The sequence below is a fragment of the Candidatus Formimonas warabiya genome (assembly GCF_002777255.1).
Taxonomy (GTDB): domain Bacteria; phylum Bacillota; class Dehalobacteriia; order Dehalobacteriales; family Dehalobacteriaceae; genus Formimonas; species Formimonas warabiya.
In genome coordinates this window covers 6,034,137-6,048,668 of sequence record NZ_CP017634.1, presented here as the reverse complement: position 1 = coordinate 6,048,668, position 14,532 = coordinate 6,034,137, and the positions used below count along the sequence as shown (strand labels likewise).

Sequence of the window (14,532 nt, the reverse complement as noted above, 5' to 3'; positions counted from 1 at the left end):
TTTACCAACTTATCTCTACTCGCCCGGATAAGCCACTTCCCCCATTTGAACCATTACTACCATATCCATAACTATCTGATCCTTTAGTTCCTCCTGCACCTCCTGTTCCAGCAGCACCTACAGTAATAGTAATAGCCGTAGATGGAGGAATGACAAAAGTATTATTAACTGTTTGTTGTGGATAAAAGTTACCGCCACCCCCGCCACCCCCGCCGGAACCATTAGCAAAGGTGCCCCCAGCTCCACCATTACCTCCTCCTGCACCACCGTACCTGCCATTGTGGTTACTTCCGGGAGGACTCCCAGCGCCTCCTATTCCGCCTGGAGAGCCCCCACCTGTTCCACCTTGACCTGGGGCTGATGCAGAGATTGATAGGTAACCACCAAAACTAGTTACCCCTCCTGCGTTACCTGGATTACCCGAATTACCCGAATAGTAATTGTCGTTACATTTACCGTCATGGTTATATCCCCAACTTCCACCACCGCCACCAGAACCTCCAGTAGCACTAATTACATTAACATACACTGTAGTTGGGGTAGCTGGAGAAGTCCAAGAATACGTCCCGGAGGTACTCCAGACTAAGCTTTGGCTAGCGCCTAAAGTTCCGGTAAGGCCAAAAATGTTTATACCGTTTTTTATATTTGAGGCTACAAAATCTGCATCAGTGATATATACCGTATCGTCTATTCCGTCATAATAACCTGCCGGAGATCTTAACTTAAGTGTAGTCCCTACTACAGACGAAGATATGTTTACATTGTCTCCTGCTCTGTTAGGCATTGTTCCAGTAATTTTACTTCCACCTACATAGGCAGTTTTACCCGAAAGAACATTTCCTGCTGCAGCGTTGGCGTCTGAGGATATGGCACTAATTTTAGAAGCTAAAGTACTAAAGGAGTCGCTTCCCGATGCGCTCTGTCCCATGCCAGTAATAGCGGAAGCGATACTACTCTTTCCATTACTGGCAGATATAAAAAGCTCTTGAATAGCCCCTTCTACATCCGTTGCGGTAATTAAACCACCCGCATCAGCGATAGCAATAATAGCTGCCTGATGGGCATGTCCAACTACGGAAACTTCAGTTCCATTTACAAGAACTTTGCCGGTACCTTTAGGTACTAGATTAATACCAATATTCGTATCACCCCCTGAAGCAGATATGCTTGGAGATGATCCAGCCGCTGCATTACTTACAGTTATTTCATTCACGGCACTCGCAACCGTAGTGGGGAACTTAATTAGTTCATTACCATTTGGGTCGGCTAAATATGAGCCGCTAGTTATTTTGGGGGCAGTGAGAGTTTTATTTGTTAGAGTTTCTGTTTTTGACGCTTGTGAAACATCTACACCTTGAGATAGCAACTGAAAATTTGCACCATCGTAAACAACGACTATAATCTTGTTAGCTATTATCTCTCCAGTTAACAAAGCTGTTGAGGTACCTCTAACTATATTGATCGCTCCTAATGAATTGACATTTAATGTCGCGCTAGTAGTATTAGCTATGGTGCATTTAATGTTTAAAGGGATTCCAATTAATTCGGTATAACTAGCTATTCCGGGTATTGTTATAGTATAAGAATCTGTCCCTGAAGTGTTATCAAAAATACTATTTGTTAAATAAATCCCCTGTTCGATTTTATTAAGATTTTGAGCACTTAACGGTGTTGTATTATCGACCCATGTAGTTTTTGTATATGCCATTAGCTCATCACCCTCACATTCCAATATATTAGTAAGCTCTGCGTGTTATTTTTGGTAATGTTAACTGATTGTGTTACTATTTCCATGCCTGTGCCTAAAGTCGTGGTCGCCCCGTTGCCAAACAAAGACATCCCTGTCAGGGTTCCGTTACCTTCAGACTCGGTTAGGTAGAAAGTATATTTTCGCTCCGTGCCACTGGTATTCTCCATACTTTGGTAGCCTTTACGGAATAACTCTCCACTTGCTGTCTTAAGACTGATTACATTGATATTATCAATACTGTTTATAATGGCCCAGTTCAAAATTATCGTATTGACTTCCGATGTTACACTCATATCATCACTCCCGTTCCGCAAATAGTACCATTTCCGCAAATCAGGTACTGGTGCAAATTATAGGTTATATCATCCTCTACCTTGGGTAACATGACGCTGTCCCGGAAAGTAAGCAGCTTCACCAAGATCTCATTTTCCCGGATCACATATTCCGCCTTATTTTCCGTCAGTTTCCGGAAAAAATTGGTCCACCCTCCCACGGTTTCCCCATCTAAAGCCTCGACCTCATATGCCAGTCTCTGGTCCCAACTGCCCGGATCCGAAATGGTTACCTTGCTAATCAAAAACAACTCATTGTGAATGTTATGCTCAGGAATATTAATCGATTGTAGTTGCCCTGCCCGAAGACCCGGGGTAAAGGTAGCGTAATTTAGCACCCTGCCGATGGAGGCATACTTTCGCAGCAGCCCATCGGAATACTGAAAAGCGGCATCTTTGGTCTCAATTTTTGCCTGGTATTCCATGGCTTCATAAATACCGGAACCCCCTTCCACCGTTTTTCTTTCCCCAATGGCACCCGGATTCTCCGACACAATCACAATGGGGTAAAATCCTTGATAAGTCACGGTTAAAGTTTCCGATGCAGAAAGCTTAGCACCGCCTTGAGCCTGGGAAATCTCCTTATCTCCTTTTTGCCAGTACCATTCCTTGTTTTGATCCACATTCCGGATCCCTACCGTCTTTGATACGCCATTTACCAAAACTGTGGGAGTAGTAGCAATAGGTAGATCCACAGAAAATACAGTGGTTTCCCCATTGCCTTTGAAGGTTCTGGTTTGGGGAAGAGAAATATCGGTGCCTCCCCGCAGGTACTGCCGGTTCCGGTAGTTGTCCCGGTGCCGGCGCACTTTTACTTCCCGGAAATCGCAATTGGGGTTGGTCGAATCGATGCTCCACGGTGCGGAATAAGTAGTACGCTCAAAAAATCTTAAGGTTTTGTCCGGATTAATATTCCACTGGTACCCCGTTAGCTCACAGATTTCATTAAAACACTGGGTAACAGTCATATAGGGAAAAATAGCCTTTTGAATCACCGGGCCATCCTGGATGGTTCCTGCTCCAATACCGTCAGTCTGGAGATACTTAACCAAAATATCCCGAACGATAGCTCCGGCAACCACATTCTGATAAGTTTCCGCTACTAGGAAACGGTCACAGACCTGGCAATAATCCACACAGGGAACCTGTTCCTCCAAAGAAGGTATACCTAGAAATTTTGTCTCCTCCAGTTCATCTACTGTTCCAGCAAAAACCAGGGTCGCGCCATCCCAAATTTCTACAGGGGTTCCGGGCTCCGACCGGTAGAGGCCTGATCCATCCGTCAAAGTAAAATCGGCCGTAGATCTTGTATTTAACTCATCAGTGATTTTTAAGTCCCCCCGCCGGAGCAAATCGGTTTTGTCAACACCCCCAAGTTTTAAGGTTAAAGCCATTATGCAAAAACCCCCTTCCTCCGGAGGATGCTAACCAATCTTTCTCCTACAGTTTCAATATCATAATTTCCCGTAATATAGATATTTATGGTACCTCCCATATAGCTACCCCGGTTTAAAGGCACCACCGCTTCCGGCCCTCTTTCCCCAATCATAGCTAAGGTTGGTCCAGTTACAATACCACCCATCCCCAGCAAGGGAATTAAGGGAATCTTGGGTAAACTAATACTCCATCCGCCTACTGTGCCAACAAGAGGAATATTTATTGACGGTACACGAATGGTAATGTTATTAATCCCTTTAATGAATCCATTGATCGCCCCAATTACAGAGTTAATAGATCCTTTAATGGTGCTCACAATACCATTCCAGACCCCTGCAATCGTGCTCTTGATTCCTTCCCAAATGTCAGCCATGGTATTCTTTAAATTATTGAAACTTTGAATTGCTCCATCCACAAATCCTGTAATTGTACTTTTTATTCCCGCCCAAATTTCCGCCAATGTATTTTTTACACTCTCAAACTTTTCGACTATCCCGCCCCAAACCTCGACGACTTTGTTTTTAATTGAGATCCAAACTTCCTCCAACATATTTTTTACATTCTCAAACTTCTCGACTATGCCGTCCCAAACCTCAACGATTTTGCTTTTAATCGAAAGCCAAACTTCCTCCAACGTTTTTTTTACATTCTCGAACTTCTGCATGATGCGGTCCCAAACCGCCGTTACATCGTCTTGTACAGAAGCCCAGACTCCCGCCAATGTATTTTTTATATTCTCAAAAGTCTTGACTAACCCATCCCAAATGGACTGGAAGATATACACAAGACTGTTCCAAACCCCTTCCCAATCCCCCTGTATGAGGGCCAAAACAAGATCAATTACACCTTTGATTAAATAAATGGCGGTTTCTATGGCAATTTTGATTTGATCCCATACTCCTTGCACTAAAGCCAAAATGGCTTGTCCCCATTGATCCCAAAATTCCTGCAGTTCCCCTAAAACGGTCATTGCAACTTCTTTGATTTTACCCCACTCCTCTGCCATTACCGTCTGGAGTATACCGAAAATCTCCACAGCGGCAGCTTGAATTTCGCCCCAGGCTGCCAGCACTGCAGTACGGAAATCCTCATTATTCTGCCACAAATATGCAAATACGGCTGCCAATGCGGCGATTGCTGCCATCACCAGCAACACAGTAGGATTTATTTTTGCGAACATTTCGATTAAGGTAGCAACCTGATTGATAATTGAAGTAATTGACTGTATAAATGGCGCCAGAGAAGCAAGAGAATTATTCATGGTAGCAAGAAATTCATTCGTACTGACACCTAAATTATTCAACAAACCGCTAAGATCTTGTCCCAGGGTGGTAAATGCAGTAAAGGTTTCAGTAGTCGTAGTACTAAAACTTTTCATATTTCCAGCAAGGTTTGTTAGAGTTTTTGGAAATCCACTTAACGGATCTGCCATTGTTCATCACCTGCCTGTCTTAAATTTACCGGAGCCTTGATTTAGATCCATAGTAGAGTTCCTGCAAAAAGATATTTGCAGGAACTTGTACTCTACTACAGAACGAATCATATCATCTTCCCAGTACCCGCTTCTTGGCCTGGGCTTCCCTTTCCGCCCTCTTCCTCTCCTGTTCACTATACCGGTCAAAGGCCATCCATTCCGTCAGCTCATAACTGCTGATCCGCCCCAGCAGTTCCTGCACGGTACACCCCAAGCGCTCCGCTAAAATAAAATAGTAGCGGCGCTCAGGATGCTGCGCTAGTTTTTTGCCATACCATCCACGGCATTTTGGGTGAGGCCGGAAAGCCGCATCGCCAGCTGGGCAATTCGTTCCAGAACTGCGCCGGACTTTTCGGCTAAGGTATCACGATCGGAAGAGGCAAAAACCGGTTCCTGGGTTTCCGGATCGCAAGTACTGGCAATGACCAGTTCCGTATATAAGGTTTTTAAATTCATCTCTCCGGTTTTGGCATTGATGTTATTTTGGAGTAGTTCCGCCCTTTGGCTGCCTTTCAACGCTTTCACCAGTACTTCAACGCCCCATTCCGGCACTTCAAGCTTTTCCGCTCTGATATCCTGAACATTTAAAATTTTGTCTCTCAGTTTCATATCAGTAAATCCTCCGTACTTTCAAAACTTACCGCTTCATCCTGAGCGGCATCAAGGGCTGCGCTCAATTCATCGCTGTTCAGAACCGCCCAAATTTTTAACGGGGTCAAAGTATCCTGGGGATAAAGCTCCAGCACCAGGGGATTTCCCCCTACAAGGGCGTTGTAATAATAACGGTCGATCACATTCCACTGGCTGATGCTGCCCGAAGCGCCTTTTAAGCCCTGGATCTTGGTGCGATAAACCGCCTGAAAAGGAGTGACCTCCAAATTTTCTGCTTCCATGGTCAATTTCCATTCGTGAGCCTCGGCAGCAGCGCTCATGGGCAAATACTGCCCTGTTACCGTTACGGTCCCCCGGGAACCGTTGGCCACACTGAAAGTCACCGTACCGTTCAAACGGTTTAAAGTGTATTGCTCCCCGGTGACTGTGCCGTTTACCTCGACGGTAACAGCGGCGGTTTTATGCCAAACCCGCTTTGTAGTATTGGTAATCTGGTAAGACTTATTGTCGCTGGTGGTCGTGGCCTCGTCGGTAAAAGCCACTGCCGTTCCGGGAATCTTCACCAAAGCCTTTTTTCCTGCATACGCCATTTTTTTCTCCTCCCTTATTAAACAAGGGTTAGAGCGCCGGTGCTCTCCAGTTCAATGGCCACGGAAAGCTCTCCTTCAACCACACTGCCGATCTCAAAACTGGTTACCAGATAAGTGCCTGTAAATCCTACCGTGCCGTCAACCAGGTAAGTTAAACTAATGGTAGTCCCGTTCAGCCAAGCGGTTCGGATCGCTACCTGTCCGTTGGTATCGGCGGGCAGGTAAAATCCGGTGAGAGAAAGGGCCACGTCTTTTAATCCCTGGAGTTTTTCCCGCCATCCCGCACTTTGAAAAGTGGTGACCTCGATGTTTTCCCCATTGGCGGTGAACTTAACCTCTTTCAACCCATTAATAATGTTTGCCCCGCTTTTGACTACTGCGCTTTTTCCTGCTAATGCCATAATAAACAACTCCTCTCCTTATTCTTCATGAAAAATGGTAAAATCAACGTCCACATGATAACGACCGGTTTCACATTCATACTTGTCCCTCTCATTTTCCAACCGTACACTGGGCACAGGCACTCCCCCCGTTCCTCCCATCACACCGGAAAAATCCTGGAGGGCATTTCGGATCTGGTCCGCCACATCCTTCGCCTCAGAGTAACCGCTTGCCCAAGAGGATATCCTGAAACGGGGCTGGGCAACTCCGGGGTCAGCCTGAAAAGTATGCACCCGTTGCCCGCTTACCTTATGGTAAGTCACAGCCGGCAAGATTCCCTCCTGGGGTACAATCACCGGATGAATCCGGCTGCTTACCAAAGCGGAAAGACCTGCATAGCTGCTCAGATGTGTGTACAATGCGTCCTCAATACGCAACTACCTCACCGCCTTTTTCATACTCCCGCCTTCTTTTCCAAGGCAGGTTTTCCTTTTCTTCCTTACCTTCTCATATGAGCACCCCCTTTTCTTTCTTCCGATTGATCCGGACTGATCTTGCCCTGTTCCAGCATCTCCCTTATTTCTTTGCTTTTGTCCGGATCCAAAAATGGTATCATTCTCCCCACCCGGAGCAAGAGGTTATGGCCCCAACATCACCTTTTGCAGAAGCTCGTAAATAGTGCCTCTATCCTTAGGTGGCTTTCGTACCACAACATTTAATTTTTTGTCCGCCCTGGCGAGCAAGTTCTGCAAGGATGTCTTTTTTATGCCCATCGCCTCTGCCCCCTGGCTGAAGGAATAGCCGCCTCCTCTCACCAGGATAAAGGCTTCCCGTTCCCGGGTGGTTAGCTTGTCCAGCACTTTTTTCAACAAATCCCTTCGGTCACGGGATAATTCTGTCCGTCCGGACGTATCATGTGCCGCGGACCGCCTGAGAAAAAAACCGCTATGGGGATCAAAGGGTACTTCTCTTTGCATATAAGAATATCGGGAAATAGGCCGTCGATTCTGAGGCTCCCGGCCTAATTTCATATATTCCACAGTCCAAGAAAGGCTGGTAATGCAATCCTGTAATAATAGCTGATCATCTTGGCGCCCTTCCAGGATGGCTCTTTCTTTTGCCTGAAGAACCCTCTTGAGGCTGTCTTGATACTCCTTCATTAACGTCTCCATGAATACCCCTCCTGATCTGAATCTGATCTTTTCTACTCTGATCGCCATCTTCAGAAAATGAAAACAAGATAGGTTGGGGCTCTAACTCTTGCTCTGGAGAAACCGGCATCTTTTATTCACGCATCGTGATTAATGTGATTTTATTTTATTCACGTAACGTGATTTTGTCAATAATTATTTTCACTTTTTGTAAATTATTTCTTTATTTCTCTCACAGTATGTGATAATATTAGATCAGGAAACCAACGGAAGAGAGAGAAGTATGAAATTATCTGCCCAAATAAAATCCTTGCGCAAAGAAAAAAAAATCAGCCAGCGGGAACTGGCTGAACAACTTAATATTTCTCCCAGTACGGTCGGTATGTACGAAGTGAACCAACGGGTCCCTGATATAGAGACGCTGAAAAAAATGGCGGATTATTTTGATGTCAGTACCGACTATCTTTTGGGACGGACCAATATCAAACATACCCCATCGGCAACTGTTCAAGAAAGCCCTGGGTTATACCAGGAAAAAAAGGCATCCCCCGGTGATATTGACCTGGAAAACATCATCATTGCCGCCCACGACGAGAGCGGATCCTTAAAAATTACCCCAGGTTTAAAGAACCTGATTAAAGAAGCCATTCTGGAAATCAGGGAGGAAAGGCGCCTAGAAAAAGAACCCAAAAAATAGGCAGGATCTCTCCATCATTATTTTAAAGAAAAACTATTGCTGCGGCAGTAGTTTTTCGTATCTTATTGAGATTTTCGAAAATTGTCGTTTTTTAGGAGGCCAAAATATGGTGAGACTGTGGCGCATTATTGAGAGAGAGAAAATAAAAGTACGCTATTTCGACCTGTTAAAGGAAAACAGCACCCTTTACGGGCTGTATCTTTTCGACTATTTGGGCGGCCCCATGATTTTTCTTGATAAGTCCTTGCCTAAATATCCCAGGCTGCATAAATGTGTGCTGGCGGAAGAATTGGGTCACTATTATACCGCTCCCAGAACCAGCATCATCCAAGTACATACCAGCGCTTACATTAACATCATTATGGACCAGGATGAACGAAAAGCATTAAAATGGGCGACCAACTTTTTAATCTCAGATAAGAGTCTCTTTCAGGCCTATAAAATGGGACTGCATACCTGTTATGACCTGGCCGAATATTTTGATGTCACCGAATGGTTTTTATTCAGAAAGCTGTCCTTCATCAGGGCCCGGTACGGGAATGTACTACGCGTGCCAGAAAAAATTTTTTAAAAAACTAGGCTTGCGCCAAACCTTCGGTGACGGCGCAAGCCTGAGTGATCATTTTCGGTGCCTCCATAAAAACCTTCACGTCTACATAGCTGGTCTTGATATTTTGTTTGTACCCGATGAAAAAATTTATTTCACTATTTCTTTACTTTGAACTGATTTAGCTTTGATAGCAAATTCTCCGCCATACCTGCCATTTCTTCCGCTGCGGAAGCGATTTCCTGTACACCTGCTGCTGATTCCTCAACTACCGCGGACATGTTTTCTGCCGCTTGAGCCACTTCATCGGTACTCCCTAACGCTTCTTTTGCTACGGCGACAATTTCCTGGACCGTATCGGCGTTTTCATTTGCCAATTCGGAAATGGCCGAAAAAGCTTTCTTTGCCTCCCCCGTCATACTGCCCCCTTGTTGAACGGCTCCCACCGCCTGCTTGCTATCTATTTTGATCATGGCAATAATTTTGGAGATTTCTTTTGTGGCACTGCCGGATCTTTCGGCCAATTTTCTTACTTCATCGGCCACCACGGCAAACCCCCGTCCATGTTCCCCGGCTCGGGCCGCCTCGATCGCCGCGTTTAAAGCAAGCAAATTGGTCTGATCGGCAATCTCATCAATAACAGAGATAATCTCACTTATTTTTTCCGTGCTTTCACTTAACTTCTGCATATTTTCCGTAATGGACTTCATCCCCTGGTCCACACCTAAAACAACTGTCTCACCATTTTTTGCCGTATTTTTTACTTTATCAGCTACTGACATAGCTGCTTCAGCGCGGTCCGTTACTTTATTATTTGATGTGGCAAGATTATTGGTAGAGGAGGTTACCTGCTGCAGTTGACTGGATTGTTCTTGGGCCCCGGCGGAAATTTGCTGGGTACTGGCCGACAGTTGTTGGGCCGTTGCTGCTAAACTTTCCGCACTATCCTGAATTTGGTTCACCAACTGGGACAAATTTAAGTTAACCTGCTCAAAGGAACGGGCCAATAAGCCTGTTTCATCTTTCCGTGCCTGATACTGGGAAGGAATATCCTGACTGAAATCTCCTTGGGCAACAACACCGGCATGGGCTGCAACCAGAGTAATCGGTTTAGCAATGCTCCTGCCAATAAGAGCACTTAGGATCAAAGAAATCAGCAAAAAGATCAGCGTGGCAAGACAAATTTGCATAAATAAGCGATGTACGCCCGACATTACAGTGCTTTTAGGAACAGTAACAGCAACAGACCAGTTGGTATCGGGCACCGGTGTGAAAGCCATATAATTTTCTGTTCCTGCCGATGTGTATTCCCCTACCCCTTTCTGACCTTTAATCATCTGCTTCTCGAGGGCAACAAGCTTTGCCAGTTCAGGGTCTTTGCTGTTCTTGATCCTATTTTCCTGTTGCAGCACAAGATTATAGTTGGGATGGGCAATGGTATCTCCTTCCTTATTGATCATATAGGCATAACCGCCCCTACCGTACATACTATCTTCAATAATTGAATTTAAATGAGTAGCTCTGAGTTCCGCCACCAGTACTCCTTTGGTATTGCCCTCGGTATCCGTGATAGGCACCGCTTCCATTACCACAAGACCTCCGGTATGCTCACTCATTATTGGGTCCGTGACGATTGCGCGGCCTGCCAGAGCCTCTTGAAAACATTCCTCATCAGAAATATTGGTTACATTGCCATCAGTCATATGCAGGGTCCCATCTGATGTGGCTACTCCCATGAAGATATACTCCAGGCGGTTTTCCTGTTCCTTGAGCAGGGAATTCACTTTAGAAAAATCCATTGCCCTTACACTCTCCATCTGAGCCACACCCTCTAGGGCCGTTAAGTCTCCTTGAACATTGCTGGCGACCAGCTTAGCGGCATCTTCCGCCTTTCCTCTCAATGCTTCATAATTATTGTCAATTAAGGTCTGAGAAGATTGAAGATATGAGATCAGTCCCAATCCCAAACAAACAAATAGGGACAAAAGAAAAATTAATACCATCAGTTTAGCTCTGATGCTTTGTGATATCCGGCCGACCTTGATGAAATTAACCAGGTTCTTTCCCTTTCTTTTACGGATAAGTTGCGTGCCAATAGTCCTTATACCTTGGAAGATTTGACGAACCTTTTTTAAATTAATCATGATGAAATGTGCCTTCCTTTCTTCCAAAACACATATTTTTTCAGAACCTTTTTTCTCCACATTTCTGGGCCAGCGTATATGCAGACAATGTCGGCTTAAAATCCCGTCATACCCGATCAGGGCGGAAGTGCAAAACTGCTGTCGCCTCCGTCCGAAAACAGATCTATCGTGTTTTTCCGCAGGCAGTGAGGATCTCGGATCTTCTTGGATCCCTTAGGCTTCACGTTCATGTTAAACAGACTCTCCTTTTTTGTTACTCTTTAGGATCTTTCGCTAATGATTAATATGAATACATGTATACAATATCTTAATTTCTTCTTTTCCCATTATCCGGAAGATTCTCGGTTAAATTTTGGTTAAATATGCATTCTTTTCTTAACTTTCGGCAAATATTTACATATTCCTGCATACATGTATACATTTTCTAATTTTGTCTTTCTTCTTTTCTGCCTTTCAGGTCATTAACCCCCAGAACCCCAATTAATAAAACTATGACCACAAAAAAATAAAGGAAGCATAAATTGATCTTTGCTTCCTGGACTTTCCGATATTGGCCAGGGCAGAGAAAAACCCTGCCCTGTTACCCCTTCTAGGCATCTTTTTGTTCTATGAATTTGTGGGAGATGCCGCTGCAGCGCTGAAAATCGCCACCATAACCGCTGCCTCTATTGCTGCTACTGTGTCGGCCACAGCTTTGGATAATATGTCCTTCTTGATTATTTCCTTAATTCTTATCTGCGCTTCCTTTCTTTCTTCCTTTGAGAATATTTCATTTGTCAATCGGCATGCGTTGACCAACCCGATCAGAACCGCTGTTCTGGGTTCCGCACTGTCCCCATGTAATACGATTTTGCGGATTTGCTCTCTTATTTCCCGTTCCTCTAGTGGATCTTTCATGGGATAACGGGGAGAATCAAATATCCAGAGGATCTTATGTTCCTCCACGCGTATGATTCCCTTCTCCACCAGCCTGTCAGTCATGAAATCCTTTATTGTCATCTGGCCGGAAAGTTTATTGACCCAGTATCCTGGCTTTTTGCTCTTTCCTTGACTTTTCATATTGTATAATGCCTGGTCTAGAACACTATCCCCCGTCGAAGAGTCATCAACTACTGTTATTTTTTTATCCCGGAGTTCAACTTTTTTTCGGAGCGCAAGCTCCATAATGACAGCGCCGGCCAGACCATAATTAATGGACGTGGCAGCCGGTGACAGGATGGTTCCCTTTTCATCATGTAAGGCAATTAATAACAATAGTTCCGGTAGAATTAACATGGTTCATTTACCTCCTTCATCATTTTAAGTTTATCTTTCATCTTTGCTTCCCACAATCAATCGATATGGTAACTCCTCAACAACCTCAGTCTAAAAATTCGTGGTTCCAAAGTATTCTTCGGGTAAGGGCCAAATAATCGCCCTGATACGAAAATTCCTTTCTGGCAATGAGGATGGAAATGCCGTGCACCAGTCCCCAGCAATACAGTGTCAGCGCATCTTGATCCATCGTACAATTTCCTGCGCTTTGCCTTTCTCCTAAGTAGCGCTCAACCGCTCGATAGAGCGTGCCAAAGGGGTGCCCGCTGCTGTACTGATCCGTAAAATAATGCCCCTGATCAGGATTGGCCTGGTAATGATTGATTTTTTTATTGATGTCACTTAAAAAGATCAACCGGAAATATTCCGGGTTTTCCGCAAAAAACTTGATATAGGCGCACCCCATTTCCTTTAGCTGGCTTTTCGGGTCATCGGGATATTGATCAACAGCTTCCTGCAGGCTTCGGTTAAACTTATCCATGGTTTCAAAGGCAATGGCCATGATCAGGTCGTCCTTATTCTTATAATGCCTGTAGGGAGCCGTATGGCTCACATGACAAGCTTTCGCCACCTTGCGGAGGGAGAAGCCTTCATATCCTTCTTCATCCAAAAGCTTCAAGCCCTTGGCAATTAATTCGGATTTCAGATCATCGTGATGGTAACTATTCTTTTGTGTCAACCGGATGTTCATCCTTTCTCAGAGGTAATTGTCTGATCCTAATTTGACTTTTTTATAAAAATAATTATAGCACACTATGTTGACAGTGTAAACATGGTGGATTATAATCATGTTGACAATGTAAACATGAGAGGTGAAAACATGAATGCCTTATTAATTTCGGATAAGGATTATCAAACCGAAACCTACCGCCGTCTGAAAGATTTGATTTGCTCATTTCTGAAAGAAAAGGGCTTTGAAGCAGAGCTTATTGAAGTGGGAAAGGAAGACCTTACCTTTTGCATGGGCTGTTTTGGCTGCTGGGTCAAAAAGCCCGGAGAATGTGTTATCAATGACAGGATGACCCAAATTAACCGCAATTTTATCAACAGCACTGTGGTCATTTATCTCAGCCCCATCATCTTCGGACAGTTCAGCGCAAATATAAAAAATTCCTTGGACAGATGGATTCCTAATATGCTGCCCTTCTTTGAAACCAGGCCCGACGGTTCCACGATACACCCGCCCAGATACGACAGATATCCCGGGCAATTTGTCATCGGTTATGGCAATGAACTTGCAGAAGAGGATAAACAGCTTTTCATCGATATTATCAAAAAACATCGCAGAAATGTAGAGGTTCTTATTTATCAGGGCGATGATCAGCAGATCAACGAGAGATTAAAAAGAATAAACCCCGGAATGGTAGGTGGGCAATTATGAAAAATATCGTTTTCATCAGCGGCAGCCCCAAAATTAATGAAAAATCCGTCTCAGAATTTTTGATTCAGATGGCCAAGCGGCATATGGAGACAGAAGACGCCCATAAAACATTCATCGACGTCCGGCAAAGCATATCCAAGCGTAAAACCCTGGATGATTTTGAGGCCCTCTCCCAGGCCGATGCCGTAATCATTGCCTTCCCGCTTTATGTTTTTTGCCTGCCCGGCATCCTGATGCGTTTTTTGGAAGACTACTATCAATTTTTTACGGAAAAAGGAAAGGTAAATAGCCCTGCCAAGGTATATGCCATTGTCAACTGCGGTTTTCCTGAGCCGGAGATCAACCGGGAGGCGGTTAGAGTAATCCGGAGCTTTTGCCGTCATATTAACGCCGATTTTCGTTTCGGTGTGCTTATCGGGGGCGGCGGCATGATACTTGGAGCCAAGGACGCTCCTTTTATGAAAAAGACTCTGGGCAAACTGGACAATGCCTTTTCGGCAATTGCCAAAGACCTGCAAAACAAGGATAAGGCAGGCACGGATGAGATCTATATTCGTATGAATTTTCCCAAGCGCCTTTACTTTTTCATGGGCAACAGAGGATGGTTTTCGGCCGCCCGCAAAAACGGTCTGAAGAAAAAGGATCTTTATAGAAAACCTTATCTGTTACATGAATAAGCACCGGAACGGTCCCCATATGCCGTATACCGAATCGAGTAGGAG

Annotated in this window: 17 protein-coding genes; 4 read left to right on the top strand and 13 right to left on the bottom strand. The window is 44.6% G+C overall.

Translation table 11 applies throughout. From position 1 onward, the window contains the following. Position 1: 1 nt before the first annotated feature. The 10 genes from DCMF_RS27185 to DCMF_RS27145 form a co-directional block, all read right to left on the bottom strand. Positions 2 to 1,708, bottom strand: a complete 1,707-nt coding sequence (locus tag DCMF_RS27185) for a hypothetical protein (RefSeq protein WP_148137343.1) — start codon at positions 1,706 to 1,708, stop codon at positions 2 to 4. After that, a complete protein-coding gene (locus tag DCMF_RS27180) occupies positions 1,708 to 2,043 on the bottom strand; it encodes a hypothetical protein (protein WP_148137342.1) in 336 nt (111 codons plus the stop codon). The genes DCMF_RS27185 and DCMF_RS27180 overlap by 1 nt, the downstream gene beginning before the upstream one ends. Continuing rightward, positions 2,040 to 3,476 carry a hypothetical protein gene (locus DCMF_RS27175; protein ID WP_148137341.1) on the bottom strand — a complete coding sequence of 479 codons (1,437 nt, stop codon included), beginning with the start codon at positions 3,474 to 3,476 and terminating at the stop codon, positions 2,040 to 2,042. The genes DCMF_RS27180 and DCMF_RS27175 overlap by 4 nt, the downstream gene beginning before the upstream one ends. Beyond that, entirely contained in the window at positions 3,476 to 4,951 is a 1,476-nt protein-coding gene (locus tag DCMF_RS27170; protein WP_148137340.1) for a phage tail protein, read from the bottom strand. Before DCMF_RS27170 ends, DCMF_RS27175 begins: the two co-directional genes overlap by 1 nt. 112 nt (positions 4,952 to 5,063) lie before the next feature. After that, positions 5,064 to 5,195 (bottom strand): hypothetical protein, encoded by a 132-nt coding sequence (locus DCMF_RS30180; protein ID WP_257790936.1) that lies wholly within the window; start codon positions 5,193 to 5,195, stop codon positions 5,064 to 5,066. A gap of 56 nt (positions 5,196 to 5,251) precedes the next feature. Continuing rightward, the gene (locus DCMF_RS27165; RefSeq protein ID WP_148137339.1) at positions 5,252 to 5,602 is read right to left on the bottom strand and encodes a hypothetical protein; all 351 of its coding nucleotides are present in this window, start codon (positions 5,600 to 5,602) and stop codon (positions 5,252 to 5,254) included. Beyond that, positions 5,599 to 6,195, bottom strand: a complete 597-nt coding sequence (locus DCMF_RS27160) for a hypothetical protein (protein ID WP_148137338.1) — start codon at positions 6,193 to 6,195, stop codon at positions 5,599 to 5,601. Before DCMF_RS27160 ends, DCMF_RS27165 begins: the two co-directional genes overlap by 4 nt. Before the next feature lie 17 nt (positions 6,196 to 6,212). Further along, positions 6,213 to 6,596, bottom strand: a complete 384-nt coding sequence (locus tag DCMF_RS27155; RefSeq protein ID WP_148137337.1) for a phage tail tube protein — start codon at positions 6,594 to 6,596, stop codon at positions 6,213 to 6,215. A gap of 18 nt (positions 6,597 to 6,614) precedes the next feature. Beyond that, positions 6,615 to 7,013 carry a DUF3168 domain-containing protein gene (locus tag DCMF_RS27150; protein ID WP_148137336.1) on the bottom strand — a complete coding sequence of 133 codons (399 nt, stop codon included), beginning with the start codon at positions 7,011 to 7,013 and terminating at the stop codon, positions 6,615 to 6,617. A 201-nt stretch (positions 7,014 to 7,214) separates the two neighbouring features. Beyond that, positions 7,215 to 7,748, bottom strand: a complete 534-nt coding sequence (locus DCMF_RS27145; RefSeq protein ID WP_214658944.1) for a sigma factor-like helix-turn-helix DNA-binding protein — start codon at positions 7,746 to 7,748, stop codon at positions 7,215 to 7,217. Between the two features lie 262 nt (positions 7,749 to 8,010). Here DCMF_RS27145 and DCMF_RS27140 point away from each other — a divergent pair, with 262 nt between their 5' ends. Together DCMF_RS27140 and DCMF_RS27135 are read left to right on the top strand one after the other, a co-directional pair. Then, positions 8,011 to 8,424 (top strand): helix-turn-helix domain-containing protein, encoded by a 414-nt coding sequence (locus tag DCMF_RS27140; protein WP_148137334.1) that lies wholly within the window; start codon positions 8,011 to 8,013, stop codon positions 8,422 to 8,424. A 106-nt stretch (positions 8,425 to 8,530) separates the two neighbouring features. Beyond that, positions 8,531 to 8,995: an ImmA/IrrE family metallo-endopeptidase gene (locus DCMF_RS27135; RefSeq protein ID WP_148137333.1), complete on the top strand. Its 465-nt coding sequence runs from the start codon at positions 8,531 to 8,533 to the stop codon at positions 8,993 to 8,995. Positions 8,996 to 9,129: 134 nt separating this feature from the next. Here the strand turns inward: DCMF_RS27135 and DCMF_RS27130 are convergent, their stop codons facing one another. The 3 genes from DCMF_RS27130 to DCMF_RS27120 all read right to left on the bottom strand — a co-directional run bounded on the left by DCMF_RS27130 (position 9,130) and on the right by DCMF_RS27120 (position 13,108). After that, positions 9,130 to 11,115: a methyl-accepting chemotaxis protein gene (locus DCMF_RS27130; RefSeq protein WP_148137332.1), complete on the bottom strand. Its 1,986-nt coding sequence runs from the start codon at positions 11,113 to 11,115 to the stop codon at positions 9,130 to 9,132. A gap of 606 nt (positions 11,116 to 11,721) precedes the next feature. Further along, on the bottom strand, positions 11,722 to 12,390 hold the full coding sequence (locus tag DCMF_RS27125; RefSeq protein ID WP_148137331.1) for a GOLPH3/VPS74 family protein: 669 nt from the start codon (positions 12,388 to 12,390) through the stop codon (positions 11,722 to 11,724). 85 nt (positions 12,391 to 12,475) lie between these two features. Next, a complete protein-coding gene (locus DCMF_RS27120; RefSeq protein WP_236860134.1) occupies positions 12,476 to 13,108 on the bottom strand; it encodes a TetR/AcrR family transcriptional regulator in 633 nt (210 codons plus the stop codon). A gap of 141 nt (positions 13,109 to 13,249) precedes the next feature. On the opposite strand from DCMF_RS27120, the gene DCMF_RS27115 reads away from it, so the two are divergent. Continuing rightward, positions 13,250 to 13,810, top strand: a complete 561-nt coding sequence (locus DCMF_RS27115; RefSeq protein ID WP_148137329.1) for a flavodoxin family protein — start codon at positions 13,250 to 13,252, stop codon at positions 13,808 to 13,810. Next, positions 13,807 to 14,487, top strand: a complete 681-nt coding sequence (locus DCMF_RS27110) for an NAD(P)H-dependent oxidoreductase (RefSeq protein ID WP_148137328.1) — start codon at positions 13,807 to 13,809, stop codon at positions 14,485 to 14,487. The genes DCMF_RS27115 and DCMF_RS27110 overlap by 4 nt, the downstream gene beginning before the upstream one ends. Positions 14,488 to 14,532 lie beyond the last annotated feature (45 nt).

Coding starts and splice junctions, on each gene's coding strand:
- DCMF_RS27135 (WP_148137333.1), top strand. CDS start 8,531: ATGGTGAGACTGTGGCGCATTATTGAGAGAGAGAAAATAAAAGTACGC.
- DCMF_RS27170 (WP_148137340.1), bottom strand. CDS start 4,951: ATGGCAGATCCGTTAAGTGGATTTCCAAAAACTCTAACAAACCTTGCT.
- DCMF_RS27160 (WP_148137338.1), bottom strand. CDS start 6,195: ATGGCGTATGCAGGAAAAAAGGCTTTGGTGAAGATTCCCGGAACGGCA.
- DCMF_RS27185 (WP_148137343.1), bottom strand. CDS start 1,708: ATGGCATATACAAAAACTACATGGGTCGATAATACAACACCGTTAAGT.
- DCMF_RS27145 (WP_214658944.1), bottom strand. CDS start 7,748: ATGGAGACGTTAATGAAGGAGTATCAAGACAGCCTCAAGAGGGTTCTT.
- DCMF_RS27175 (WP_148137341.1), bottom strand. CDS start 3,476: ATGGCTTTAACCTTAAAACTTGGGGGTGTTGACAAAACCGATTTGCTC.
- DCMF_RS27180 (WP_148137342.1), bottom strand. CDS start 2,043: ATGAGTGTAACATCGGAAGTCAATACGATAATTTTGAACTGGGCCATT.
- DCMF_RS27130 (WP_148137332.1), bottom strand. CDS start 11,115: ATGATTAATTTAAAAAAGGTTCGTCAAATCTTCCAAGGTATAAGGACT.
- DCMF_RS27110 (WP_148137328.1), top strand. CDS start 13,807: ATGAAAAATATCGTTTTCATCAGCGGCAGCCCCAAAATTAATGAAAAA.
- DCMF_RS27165 (WP_148137339.1), bottom strand. CDS start 5,602: ATGAAACTGAGAGACAAAATTTTAAATGTTCAGGATATCAGAGCGGAA.
- DCMF_RS27140 (WP_148137334.1), top strand. CDS start 8,011: ATGAAATTATCTGCCCAAATAAAATCCTTGCGCAAAGAAAAAAAAATC.
- DCMF_RS27115 (WP_148137329.1), top strand. CDS start 13,250: ATGAATGCCTTATTAATTTCGGATAAGGATTATCAAACCGAAACCTAC.
- DCMF_RS27125 (WP_148137331.1), bottom strand. CDS start 12,390: ATGTTAATTCTACCGGAACTATTGTTATTAATTGCCTTACATGATGAA.
- DCMF_RS27155 (WP_148137337.1), bottom strand. CDS start 6,596: ATGGCATTAGCAGGAAAAAGCGCAGTAGTCAAAAGCGGGGCAAACATT.